This window comes from Sporosarcina beigongshangi (assembly GCF_033485195.1).
GTDB classification, from domain to species: domain Bacteria; phylum Bacillota; class Bacilli; order Bacillales_A; family Planococcaceae; genus Sporosarcina; species Sporosarcina beigongshangi.
In genome coordinates this window covers 47,184-60,672 of the sequence record NZ_JAWLIR010000004.1, presented here as the reverse complement: position 1 = coordinate 60,672, position 13,489 = coordinate 47,184, and the positions used below count along the sequence as shown (strand labels likewise).

The following is a 13,489-nucleotide window of genomic DNA, read 5'->3' as shown; positions in this document are numbered from 1 at the left end:
AGTTTCCATTGGAGGGATTTTTATGAGAATTTTTGCTGATAGCGCTTGTGATTTACCAAAATCATTTTTCGAAGAAAACGATGTCACGCTTTTTCCATTGCATGTCCTCATTGATGATAATGAATATGAAGATGTTTTAGGTATTCATCCTAAAGAAGTATACGATGCCATTCGAGAAGGCAAGCATCCAAAAACATCACAAGTTTCTCCTGAACTATTTTTGAAAAGGTGGGAGGAGCTTGCAGCGTCTGGAGAAGAAGGCATGTACATCGCCTTTTCTTCTGAATTATCGGGTACGCATGATACAGCTGTCATGATTCGTAATCAAGTGCAAGAAACAAATCCAGCGATGAATCTAGTCATCATCGACTCGAAATGCGCCTCACTTGGTTATGGTTTGCTCGTACAAGAAGCCGTTCGGTTGCGTGATGCTGGAGAAAATTTGCAGGCGATTGAAGATAGAGTTCGTTTTATGGCCGAGCATATGGAGCATTTGTTCACAGTAGAAGATTTGGATTATATGGCACGTGGTGGACGTGTGTCGAAAGCAAGTGCGTTCATCGGCGGATTATTAAATATTAAACCACTTCTTCATGTCGAAGCTGGTAAACTCGTACCAATTGAAAAACATCGTGGACGTAAGAAAGTACTACGCCGTATGACGGAGCTAATGGCAGAACGCGGCGATCATCTATCTGAGCAGACAATCGCTATTAGCCATGCCGATGATGAAAATATTGCCCTTGAGCTGCAAGGTTTAGTGGATGAATTATTCCGTCCCAAAAAAATTGAAGTGCATATGATTGGCTCTACAATTGGTGCCCATACTGGCTCTGGTACAGTCTCTATCTTTTTCTTGAATAAATTAAAGTGAAACAGTAAATGAAAAACTCCAAGAATGGCAAATTTGCCGTTCTTGGAGTTTTCTATATTATACCTCTGTATTATTTTTTCTACCTTGCTTCCCTTTTTTCCAAACGGTAAAGAGGAACCCTAAGAAAAATACATAAATTAAAATCGATGCGATTAGGTAAGGTATATTAAACCCTTTATCCTCATCCGCAATATAAATTTCAGCAACTTCACGATCAAGCACGACGCGGAACACACCATCTTTAGCTTCTCGCACTAAATCGCCATCCAACACACCACGTAGTTTCTTATTGTCTCCAATGATTTCTTTAGGAATGGCAAAATCAGACGTATGCGTTGTATTATTGATAGCGATAATCCATGTTTCTTTATCAGATGAACGTTTAAAAACTGAAAAGCCATCTTCATTGTGTAAGATTTCGAAATCTCCCTTTCGGAACGTTTCGGATTGGTTACGTAATGTATTCAGATCAGCGATATACTCCATTAACTCCTGTTCAATCTTATAATTCATAAGCTGATGATTTTCTGGAGCCGCCTTACCATTCACTGCAATTTCAGTTCCATAAGGCATAATAGGTGTCCCCGGCATACTAAACAGCGCTACGGCCGCCAGTTTCCATCTTGTCGGAGGGAACATTCTTGCCTCTACAATATCATATGTGTAACGTGGTCCCGTTAAATCATCGAATTGGACCAAGCCATTACCAGTTCCATTAGCAAATAAAGATAAAGGTGAAACATCTGCATCCGTTACGACAAACGATTTTCTTAACGCATTCATCTTGTCCATACTTGGCATAGCGTCAAAGTTTGCAGCACTTTCTTCATTCGTTAATACATAGGCTTTTGGATTGACTGCCTTAACAGCTGCAATGACTTCATTGACGAAAGCAGTGTCGTATTTTGTGATTTTTGTTAAACGGATACCATCTAATTTATACGTTTCTACAAAATTAACGACTGCTTCCTTCAGCGCTTGTTGTACGGCTTTATTCGAATGATCCCAGTCGATTGCTCCATCTGATGCTGGAATCGCTTGAAATTTACCTTCTTTTGCCCACACATGGTTAGCGCTAACGCCCGCAAATGGAAAATCTGCAATAACAGCGATTTCTCTTTTATGAATAGCATTCATCATGTCATTAAATTCAGGTTCCGTTCCAAAATGCGGCTCGAGCTTTGTATAATCGAGCACTTTACTTCCATCATAGGATTCCGTTGCAAATATCGGGCCTAGTGAAATCATTGTAAAGCCCATTCCCGCAATATGCTCCAATCTTGTGCTAATTCCAGTGAAATCTCCACCATTGAAAGCATTGAGATCTTGCGTATTGACGTCAAAATCATTGCGCCCATCCCCATTATTAAAACGGTCAACGAGTAAATCATATATACTTTCGTCATCTATTGTTCGATCTTCCTCTGCGAAAACTCCCGCTGGATAGAGGGTAGATACAAGAAGCAGCGAAGTTGCAACTAGTCCAAACCATTTCTTCACTCTCACCAAAAAATCCTCCTCAAAAAAAGTCCTTCTCGTTTCACTTTACCAAACCAAACACAGGACTACCATGATTTCAATTTAAAATTGAAAATCTAACCCTTGAAATAGGTCTATATTGTGAATAAATGAAAAACCTACTGGCACGATTGGCCAGCAGGTTTTTCATTCATCATACATATCGTCATCTTGAATGGGCGTATTTCTTCTCGAAAGAACGAAGACGGAGATTGCAAAGAGTGCCATCAGCATCAACACAACTATAAGTAAAATTGGTCCGATACTTGTTTCCATCCCCATACCTCCTTATTTATTACGATAAGAAACTAACCCCAATGCCTATTCCAAATCCAAGGAATAGTGTTGCTAACATGAAAACGAAAAACAGAATCCAAAAAACTTTGACGCTTTTTTCTTTTGCAGAACGGACAAGAACCATTTCCATCATACCGATTGTGAGAAGTCCAAGTAAGAACTTAACGCCGTAAAGAGCTGCATCGATACTAGAGTACTCCATAAACAACATAAAACCTGAAAATAGAATTAAGACGTAAAACAAGCGTGCAATCATATGTCCAATTTTCTTACCTTTTGTTCCCTTTTCCAAGCCTGCTGTTACAATGAAAATAATAATTCCTGCAACCCATGTAAGGATATGAAAATGGGTTGTACTCGCTAAAAAATCCAAATTAGCCACCTCATTTTTTTATTCTACTTTACTAATCGTACCATATTATAATTCTACTGGGTAGAAATTTAGTTACAAGGTTGAGAACCCGGTACCCGGGCATTCAAAAAAAGCATAAGCGGTGCAGGAGTAACCACCATTCGAATGGTGACTACTCCTGCACCGCTTCTCATCAATTACGCCGCGGCGTAATTGATGAGACGCGGTGCAGGAGTAACCACCATGCGAAGGGTGACTACGCCTGCACCGCTTCTCAACAATTACGCCACGGCGTAATTGCGTTGGGAGTTTGAACTCCCCCTGTTTGAAGTACTTTTCTGGCATTCACCCCAGCACTAAAGGGAAATGGAACTAAATTCCTCCCCTATAGAAATGGGGGACTTCTGTAGCTGACGCTTCGCTTTCAGTACAAAAGAATTTGCTGATTCAAGTTAAATTTACCACCTTTTCGGCACTTAAATGTGTAATTTAAGCGATGTGAATTATAGGTGAATAGGCTTTAAACCCCTTTACAAAGGACTTTCTAACGAAATTGAACACCCCTCAAAATTAAATTTTACGCATTATTGGTTCATGCTGCTACCTTACTACAAAAAAGCACGCTAATCGGTAGTGAATAGCTACCAATTAGTGTGCTGTACACTGACCTCACATATTTTCGAATAAACTTTTTGATAGTCGACATTCAGATAGACACCTAAAAAAAGAGCATAAATGATGCCTGGTATAGACATCATTCATGCTCTTCATATTGCGGCTGCACCTGGCACCGAGCTTAATTAAAACGATTGACCAACGTACCAATACCTTCAATTGAAATTTTCACCGTGTCGCCTTTTTTCAAGAATGTTGGTGGTGTCATCCCTTTACCAACACCTGATGGAGTACCTGTTAAAATGATATCCCCTGGTTCAAGCGCTACATAGCGTGAAATTTCCGCGATTAGTTCGTCAATTTTAAAAATCATAGAGGCAGTGTTGCCATTTTGTCTAACTTCGTCATTGACTTTCGTAACAATCGACAAATTTTGTGCATTTGGAATTTCGTTTTTCGTGACGATATATGGACCCATTGGACAAGAGCCATCTAAGCTTTTTCCAAGGAAAAATTGGCCATGGGCTGCTTGGACATCACGTGCTGTCACATCGTTAGCGATTGTGTAACCGAAAACGTAATCATAAGCTAATTGTTTCGGAATATGACGTCCCTTTTTACCAATGACAACTGCCAGCTCACCTTCATAATCTAAGCTATTTGTAACATCGTCATGGATCGGTAACTCTTGTTCATCTGCCGCAATAGCAGTTGGAGATTTTGTAAAGATCATTAGCTTTTCAGGTGGTGCATCTGAGCCCATTTCTGCCACATGGTCTGCGTAATTTTTGCCGACGCACAGGACATTTTTCGGTGTTCTTGGAAGGGGTGACAACCACTCGATAGCTGTAAATGCATATTTAAAACGACCAGAGTCAGCATCTGCTCGTGCTTGTTCCGCAAGCTTTCTCACGCGTTCAACAAAATCCATTCCGTCTGCGATACCTTCTGTGATTGTTTGTGGAAAATCAGTATCTCCATATGCTTCTGCTATCGCTAACATATCCCATACTGCATCTTCCCTTTTCACTTTTGGACCGAATAATGTCTGACCTTCATAACGGAACGACAATAGTTTCATCTGTAAACCCATCCCCTCAGTAAGTGTTTTCCCTTATCCTCTACTGTTACGACATTCGATGACCTTTTCCCTCTTTATTCGACAACTTTTTTCCGTATGTTGCTTTTCTCCATACCCATTCAATCGGCCCCATTCTAAACTTCATCAACCAAATCTCAGCAATAATAACCTGAATGACGAAGATACCAACCGCGATCCAGACACCTGTTTCCAAGTCGACTTTGCCATACATGCCAAAGCCGTAGGAATAAAAGATTGTTGTCGCGACAATGGACTGCATAATATACGTTGTTAACGACATTCGTCCTGCCTTAGAAACCGGTCGGAATACCGTGCGGAGCAATGAAATTTGGCTGAGTAGTAATAGCAATCCGACATAACCCGCAGCTAGGATGGGACCACCGAACACCGATTGCAGCATTTGAGCCGATAACGTTGGCTCTCCAATAAACGGTACTGCTTTTAACCAAATTCCTACAGCTAATGCAAGGACAGTTATAATCGCAATGCGTCCTTTCATTTCCCCAGCACGCTCGAAAATTCGTCTTTTGGATAGTCCTGCACCTAGCATAATGAGTGGTAAAATAAGCACGAGCCCACTCAGTGCACCTAACAAGCCAAATGTTAACCACTCGAAAAAGCGAAAGCTAAAAATCTCGCCGAAAGAACCTAAACCATAAGCACTGATCGCCAATTCAATTTGCTGGATATCCACATAACCCGCCAACACTGAATTTGGACTCACTGCTTCTAAAAAGCGAGTCGCAGCGTAAAAGAAAGCATTTGGAATGATATACAAAAGCGCTGCAATCGGCAAAATCCACTTTTTAGATATTTTCACAAATGCAATCATAATAAAGCCCATTGCCGCATAAGTGAACAATACATCGCCCGACCAAACGAACCATGCATGAATGACACCGATACCTAGTAAAACAGCTAACCGTCGCGCCATCATTGGTGCAAAGGCTGACCTATTTGCCAACGTTTTTTCATATTGCATATTGAGCCCGTAGCCGAACAGCATTGCAAATATCGGATAAAAGCTGCCTTCTACAAAAATATCAATCACTTTAAATGTTGCCGCGTCACTTGGACTACTAAACCATGTATATGGATCCACATACAAATAAGGAGACTGAAAATGAATCATATTCGCTATAAATATACCTAGTAATGCGAATCCTCGCAGTAAATCAAGCACTTCGATTCGATTAGTAAGCGTTGTTGGTGTTATCTTCAAACTCATTCCTCCCGAATTGTGATGGTCCTCTGTCCATCAAATAAATAAAGGACCATTTCTTGTATATCTATTTTCATAATCGCTTCAATTGCTTTTTTATACAAATTCAACTGAATGCCATAGCGGTGTTGCATTTCAACCTCTACATCCTCATCTGAACTAAATCGCCCGAGAACTTTATCTGTTTTATAATCCAACAAAACCCAGCCATTTTGTTCTTCGAATAAACAATCCGCAATTCCCTGCAAAATTTGATAATCCCCATCTATATCGCTTTGTGCATACGTAAATGGCAATTCACGCAACACCTGCTTAGCATTTTGCAGTCTTTTTGCAATCGGTAACTCAAAAAAAGTTGCAACAGATGAAACATCAACCATCTGCGCTTCCTCTGCAGTCAGCAGCTGAAGATTCGTCAATTCCGTGACCAACTGCTCAACCTCTCCAACCGTGCATTGTTGTCCGATAGCAATATGCTGCATAACCGTATGCATGGCCGTACCGATTTCTGCGGCGGATAATGCCCTTGATTGCATGAATGCTGGACGATCATGTAAATAAGCCGTACTCACTTCGTCACTTTTCACAACAGCGACATCTTCCTCCCGCTGCTGCTCAAGAATCGCTAAACGCTTCAGCTCGCTCACGGTTTGCTTAGACCTTTTCAAAACAGAAGCGTCAAATGGATATTTCACATCAAATCGTCGTTTCACTTCTGCCAATAGATCAACATCGACCTCTTCTGGTATTATCCCTACTTCGCCTTCCACAGTCATTTCCTCACTCGTCGTCAGTAATGAAGATACCGGAAATGCGTCAATTTGCCAAACAGAAGGATCCACCATCAGCTGACCTCCTGGAATACCGCCGAATTTCCCAAACGATACATGCCTCGCAACCGACGGACCAATCCAATCCAAATAGCCATTGGCACGTGACCGGGTATATTCGGGCAGCATCAGCTGTGGATCTATTAACTGCGCAGCCTGCCACTTTCCAATCGTTTTCTCGATATCCTTGACCGAGGCAATGATTTCAAGATGCTCTTTGGCACGCGTCATCGCAACGTACAGCACGCGCATTTCTTCAGAACGCATTTCGAGCTCTTTCTGTTCTTTCATCGCAAGGAATGGCAAGGACGTGTAAGTAATGCGATTATCCGGGTCAATCGCTTTCACCGCAAGCCCAAAATGCTGGTCAAATAAATACGGTTCATTGAAATCCATCTTATTGAATTTTCGTCCAGCCCCTGCGATAAATACATAAGGGAACTCTAATCCTTTTGATGAATGAATCGTCATCATGCGCACAACATCTTCCTTGTCACTCATGGAACGGGCGGCACCCAAATCATCCCCCCGTTTTTGCATCCGATCTATAAAACGCAAGAAGCGGAATAATCCACGGAATGATGTTTTTTCATAATCAATAGCGCGATCATGTAAAGCACGTAAATTAGCTTGGCGTTGCTTACCATTTGGCATCGCACCAACCATTTCGTAATAATGCGTATCGGCATACACTTTCCAAATTAACTCCGACAATGAGCCTCGTCGCGCCAAATTACGCCAATCCTCAAACTGTATGAAGAAGCGCTGCAATTTCTCCTGCGTGTCACTCGCCATACCTGCCCCGCCCGTTCGTACAAAACGTTTCAATGCTTCAAAAAACGGCTCGTTTTTTCCAGCCAATCGGATCTGTGCTAATTCATTTTCCGTCATGCCAATAAACGGGGAACGTAAAACAGAAGCTAGCGGAATATCCTGATACGGATTGTCAATTATACGCAATGTATTCAGCATAATCATTACTTCAAGGGCATCGAAATAACCACGCGACAATTCAGTATAGATCGGAATACCTGCCAGCTTAAATTCCTCTGCAATTTCACCTGACCACGTCATCGACCGCATTAAAATAACGATATCTCGGTATTCCATCGGACGTTTTTTACCACTAAACGCATCCGCCACTTCAGCACCAGACTCTATTAAAGCTTGAATTCTCTTAATCATAAAGCGTGCTTCTGCCTGTGAGCTTTTTAAACTTTGTTCTGGTAGCTCTGGTGATTCCTCCAGTTCTTCTTCCTCTTCCTCATACAGTAGCGTCAAGCCTGCTGTTACAGCCTTTTCAGGGTACTGCGCTCCATACTTTAACGCCGCTGCATCATCGTAATCGATTTCCCCGACTCGTGCCCCCATCACTTGTGCAAAGACAAAATTTGTCGCATCCAGCACTTCTTTACGACTACGGAAATTGGCGTTCAAGTCGATTTTTAAGCCTTGCTCGCCAACTCCCTCTGTGAACCGATTATACTTCCCGAGAAATAACATCGGCTCAGCTAGACGAAAGCGGTAAATAGACTGTTTAACATCGCCTACCATAAACAAATTGCCATCGTGTTCGCCACCGCGCTTGATAAGTTGAATAATCGTCTCCTGCAACAAGTTGACATCCTGATACTCATCGACTAATACTTCCTCAAAGCGCTTGCGATAATCCTCCGCGATTTCAGATGCTACCAGCTTACCGTCCTGCTCTTGCGATAATATACGCAGTGCATAATGCTCCAAGTCTGAGAAATCGACAATCCCACGATCAATTTTCAACTGCTCATAGCGTTTACCAAAATCAACGACCAGTTCAATGAGCGTATGCATGGTTGGGGCCATTAAGCGAATTTCAGTAAGTAGACGGTCCGGAGTTCTTGTGAAATAGGATTCTTTTAATGTATTAATAATTTTCTTCACCGCATCGCGCAGCGCTTTCGCTCGCTTAGCTAGCTCTTCATCACATGAATCTTTCCGAATCGTACCTGCTTTCGCCCATTTCAGCGAGCCGAAAAATTCATACGTTTCCTGCCAAGTGCCTGCTGTTATACGGCGATTCGCTTCATTTATCCAAAGTAAATCTGCGTCTGCTGTAGCCGCGAGTGGTTCTGGTCCATCTACCATAAGCGCAATATGCTTCATATCCCCCGTTAGTGCCGCCGCTTCCTCTAGTGAATGGCGAATCGCCATTTTTAGCGGCTCCATGAAGGTCAAGTCGTCAATCGTAACCGTTTCTTCAAGCTCATATTGCTGTGGAATGAGGCGCAGCCATTGCTCTGGTGATGGATGAACACGAGAATAGTCATATAACCGATCAATGAGCGTCTCAATTGACTGATCATTACGATCAGATGTAAAACTATCCGCGAGTCGATACATTGCATCAGGATTTTCCGTACTATATGCATCCTCTAATACATCACCGATCGTATCATCTCGCAATAATGCCGCTTCCGTACTATCCGCAATGCGAAAGCCAGGGTCAATATCGAGTAGATAAGCATACTGTCGCACAACATTTAAACAAAATGAATGCAAAGTAGAAATCTGTGCTTTATTCAATAAATTCAACTGCCTACGTAAATGAACGGACCCCGGTTTTTCAGCAATCGCTTCCTCTAACGCTTCCGCCATCCGATGACGCATTTCCGCAGCAGATGCATTTGTAAACGTCACAACAAGCAATTCATCAACGTCAATTGGATTTTTTTCATCCAATACTTTTTCAATCATCCGGGTGATCAATACTTTCGTTTTGCCCGAACCAGCAGCAGCGGAAACGAGAATATCCTTCCCTTTTGCCCAAATCGCTTTCCACTGGGCATCCGTAAACGTCAGTCCCTCAGGTTTCACGGGTATGTGCATCATCGGCAACCTCCTTACGCATTTTCTCTAATGACAATTCTGTATCCATTTCCGCATACGAACGATGCGGCTGCGTTGGATCAGTTGGGTCGAATTGGCAAACGGCACGATACGAACAAAATTGGCATGGCATCTTATCCCTTAATTTGTATGGATAAACGCGCGTATCCCCTGCCAGCATGGCATCTCCCGCCTTTTGATGCCGTGTTCGCACATAGGAGCGCATCATCTGCAAATCATCAGAAGCTAATACCTTCGATGATTTCGCAAAAGTGCCGTCTGTTTTAATAGAAGCGGGTACGATAGCAGAGGAACGCCCAATATCTGCGTCCATGCCGATAACCACTTCTTGATTATCTAGTAAATAGCCTCTCATCTTATACGATTTTGCAATTTCAGCTTCTAATAGTGCAGGTGTTAATTCTGAACCGGAACGAATCATCGGGTTATGGATATGCATATACAATACCCCTGCCGGATCTGCATGGAATCCGAGCCATTCATCGGCATTTTCAAGAGCCACGTCAAGATAGGTCATCATTTGTAGCGATAAGCCGTAATATACTTCCGTCAAATCCAGACCCCGTGCTGATGATTTATAATCGACGACACGGACATAGTTTTTACCACCAATTTCTGAGGCATCCACTCGGTCAATACGCCCACGTAACTTCATAGCATCGCCACGACGTAATGGAATTTCAAGCGCAGGTAATTCTTCGCCTGGTCCAAAAGCTGCTTCAATTGCAACAGGCTTAAATACCGTCACTTTTGCTTGCGTACTCAACGAATAAATCGTGCGCTGAATAATATGCATGAGCTTACGCTTAATATAAACATAACGACTCGTTGACAATAAAATTCGATTGAAAAAATACGGTGAAATATCGTCAACTGCTGCCCTTGCTAGCTGCCAGCACTCTTCCCGCGTCAACTCTGCCCATGATTTCCCGAGACGCATCGTCTCATCAGACACCCACTTCAGCGCCGCGTGGAATAAATCACCGATAGCTGGTGCCTCCAATGTAAATTCCGTCCGTTCACGCAAGCCGAGCCCAAACGATGCATAATGCTGGAACGGACAACTATAATAAGACTCAATACGGGACACACTCGAGACAAATGACTCCCCGTATAAGCCTGCCGTCAACTCTGGACGCAAACGGCCCGTTTTATGATTGTCATGCATAGGACGAATAATTTGTTTAAAGACAGATGACCAATACGGATCGGTTTCATAATAAGCCAGGACCGCACGCCATTCGCGCTCTATTACTCCCGTATGCTGTGCTTCCTTTACTTTCATCGAAACATAGGGCAGCGCTGCGCGTGGATGGCTAATATAATCGAATTGATCGGCTTCAAACGGTAATTCAGATGGTTCGGTCACTGCCATGATTGTTTGAGTGCCAGGCAAAAGCTGCTGAATACGTGCACTATACAGGGAAGGTATTAAGGATTTCCCCTCTTCATCGGCAACCGGATAAGATACAAAAAGTTGTTCGCGCGGCGCAGTAAACGCCCTATACGCCATATATGTTTCATCCATCAATTTCATTTTCGAAGTCGGTGCCAGTTCAAAGCCGATATCCGTAAACCACTCGCGGTCCGCGTCAGATAATAGCCCTTCATTGTCCACTCGTTTTGGTAAGACACCATCATTGACACCAACAACAAATACAGCATCAATTTCCATCAAATTCGACACTTCGATATTTGATACTGTCACTTGATCGAGGGACGGCGGAATGCGCGCAAATTCAAGTGAATCGAAGCCTTCATCCAAAATACGTATCGCTTCCTTTGGATGCATATCTTTTTCTCCAAACATTAGCACAAACTGATCAAGCACATTGATCCAGCCATTCCACGCTTGTTCATGCTCCGTTGCACCAAGCAATCGCCCCGCCCGTTCCTCATCTGCACGCAAATCGATAATTTTATCAAAGACATGGAGCTTTTCCATCAGTAAAAATAATGCTTCAGCTACATCGCGCCCACTTTTCGAACCTTTCAACCGTTTTTCAAAACCAGCAAGTGGCTCACGAATTTCATCGCGAATGATATGCAATTCCTTCTCCATCGCTCGTTCTTCATCGGTTTGTACATCGGTATATAATTCCAATCCTCGGTACTTCTTCACCCGCCAACGGCTGTCATCGAACCAGCGTTTGCCATAAATGCCATGCGCTAAAACGTAATTTTCAAGACGATCCGCTCGATCACGCCAGAGTAGCTTATTTTCTCGATGCGGGAAAAAGAGATCTGTTTTCACCGCGCGAAACACCGATTCATACGACCAGCCCGACGTCACCGCCTCCAAAATTGAACGTGAAAACTCAATCAGTGGATGGTGCAGCATCGGCTTTTTCTGGCTAATGAATACCGGGATATCATACTGTGGAAAAATAGTTTCAATGAGTTCATCATATTTTTCAGGCTGGCGATACAAAATGGCAAGATCTTTATACCGTTTACCCGCTAGCATAAGTGACCTTATCTGGCGTGCCACCGCATGAATTTCTGCACGACGATTTGCCGCTTCAATAAGCACAACATGACCTTCCGACTCTTTCTCTTGCGCTGGATAATGGTCAAACTCTGCTTCCAAATGCTGTAGGTCCCTGTTTTGAAAACGTTGAGTTCGCGCCAAATAAACATCTTCTTCTACGTCTACTGATTCAACGCGCGCTAGTTCACGTAATTTTAGTGAAGTTTTGACTGGATTGAAAAATAGCTCATGGTCTGCAAAGCCTGCATGCGCACCTTCCATTGGTAGCACAACCGTGACACGCTTGGCATGCTTCATTAGTTCGGCGACAATTTCATATTCCCGTGTCGTAAAGTTTTCAAAGCCATCAAGGTAAATATCAGCCCCTTGCAGCAACTCCGAATGGTTAATTTGCGCAGCTAAAAGAGCAAGATGTCCTTCACTGTCCACAAAACTTGTCCCTAGCTTTTCCTCAATCTTCGTCAGCAGTAGCGACAGGTCACTCGCTTTGTCGAGCAATGTACGCGGTGCATTAGCGGCCACAAGTTCGTCGTAGAGATTACCCATCATTTGATGATCCAAGCAATAACGACTAAACTCCTTCAATAAATCCCCAATCATTTCCGTAAATCCACGTTTACCCGCCGCCTGCCGGAACAATTTAAATTCGTCCCGATTGTCCTCCAATACGCTGCGTACAAGCATCCGGTAACCGAAGCCATCCACTTCCTTACGTGTAATGCCACCGGTTTCCTGCAGCACGCGCCATGCCAGCCGCTTAAACGTCAACACCTGTGCACGAATAATCCCTTGCAAACCAAAATCGACAGATAAGCTATGCTCCATCGCAAACGACATTTGGTCAGGCACAATGACAATGATCGGTGCCCCTACCGGATTTCGTTCAAGTTCTGCGGCAATCTCTCGTTTGATGAACGTTGTTTTTCCTGCTCCTGATCGCCCTGTTATAAAACGTAATGACATGAAAGTCCCTCCTTTTTTCGTAATGACGTATGTATTCAAATCTATACTTCTATTGTACAGAAAGTTTGGAGGGGGAGGTACTGATTTGGAGATGGAATCTTTTCTTGTTGCTTATAGAGCGCACGATTGTTGCACACTTTTTGAGTTTGGTTGGACACTTCGAGGAATTGGTTGCACACTTTTCAAGTTTGGTTGGAAACTTTACGCATTTAGTTGGACACTCACGCGAAGACAAATATTTACCCAGAAAAAAAGAGCGAAGTATAATTACTCGCCCTCTTTTTCCCTATAATGATTAGGTTTGCTGCCCAACATCCGGCACCCGCAGTCCGACAAGTG

8 protein-coding genes are annotated in these 13,489 nt (G+C 43.0%); 1 reads left to right on the top strand and 7 read right to left on the bottom strand.

The features are described 5' to 3' along the window. The first annotated feature begins 22 nt into the window (after positions 1–22). A complete protein-coding gene (locus tag R2B77_RS02640) occupies positions 23–874 on the top strand; it encodes a DegV family protein (RefSeq protein WP_203245991.1) in 852 nt (283 codons plus the stop codon). 57 nt (positions 875–931) lie between these two features. Here the strand turns inward: R2B77_RS02640 and R2B77_RS02635 are convergent, their stop codons facing one another. The 7 genes from R2B77_RS02635 to addB form a co-directional block, all read right to left on the bottom strand. After that, positions 932–2,380 (bottom strand): alpha-amylase family glycosyl hydrolase, encoded by a 1,449-nt coding sequence (locus tag R2B77_RS02635; protein WP_203245990.1) that lies wholly within the window; start codon positions 2,378–2,380, stop codon positions 932–934. A gap of 159 nt (positions 2,381–2,539) precedes the next feature. Further along, on the bottom strand, positions 2,540–2,668 hold the full coding sequence (locus tag R2B77_RS02630) for a hypothetical protein (protein ID WP_322555631.1): 129 nt from the start codon (positions 2,666–2,668) through the stop codon (positions 2,540–2,542). 19 nt (positions 2,669–2,687) lie between these two features. Then, positions 2,688–3,071: a YisL family protein gene (locus tag R2B77_RS02625; protein ID WP_322555630.1), complete on the bottom strand. Its 384-nt coding sequence runs from the start codon at positions 3,069–3,071 to the stop codon at positions 2,688–2,690. Between the two features lie 766 nt (positions 3,072–3,837). Then, positions 3,838–4,737 carry a fumarylacetoacetate hydrolase family protein gene (locus R2B77_RS02620; protein ID WP_203245988.1) on the bottom strand — a complete coding sequence of 300 codons (900 nt, stop codon included), beginning with the start codon at positions 4,735–4,737 and terminating at the stop codon, positions 3,838–3,840. A gap of 46 nt (positions 4,738–4,783) precedes the next feature. Then, on the bottom strand, positions 4,784–5,980 hold the full coding sequence (locus R2B77_RS02615; RefSeq protein ID WP_203245987.1) for a DUF418 domain-containing protein: 1,197 nt from the start codon (positions 5,978–5,980) through the stop codon (positions 4,784–4,786). A gap of 2 nt (positions 5,981–5,982) precedes the next feature. Then, a complete protein-coding gene (addA, locus tag R2B77_RS02610) occupies positions 5,983–9,675 on the bottom strand; it encodes a helicase-exonuclease AddAB subunit AddA (RefSeq protein WP_212391130.1) in 3,693 nt (1,230 codons plus the stop codon). Then, positions 9,653–13,150, bottom strand: a complete 3,498-nt coding sequence (addB, locus tag R2B77_RS02605; protein WP_203245985.1) for a helicase-exonuclease AddAB subunit AddB — start codon at positions 13,148–13,150, stop codon at positions 9,653–9,655. Before addB ends, addA begins: the two co-directional genes overlap by 23 nt. Between the last annotated feature and the right edge of the window lie 339 nt (positions 13,151–13,489).

Coding starts and splice junctions, on each gene's coding strand:
- R2B77_RS02640 (WP_203245991.1), top strand. CDS start 23: ATGAGAATTTTTGCTGATAGCGCTTGTGATTTACCAAAATCATTTTTC.
- R2B77_RS02630 (WP_322555631.1), bottom strand. CDS start 2,668: ATGGAAACAAGTATCGGACCAATTTTACTTATAGTTGTGTTGATGCTG.
- R2B77_RS02620 (WP_203245988.1), bottom strand. CDS start 4,737: ATGAAACTATTGTCGTTCCGTTATGAAGGTCAGACATTATTCGGTCCA.
- addA (WP_212391130.1), bottom strand. CDS start 9,675: ATGCACATACCCGTGAAACCTGAGGGACTGACGTTTACGGATGCCCAG.
- addB (WP_203245985.1), bottom strand. CDS start 13,150: ATGTCATTACGTTTTATAACAGGGCGATCAGGAGCAGGAAAAACAACG.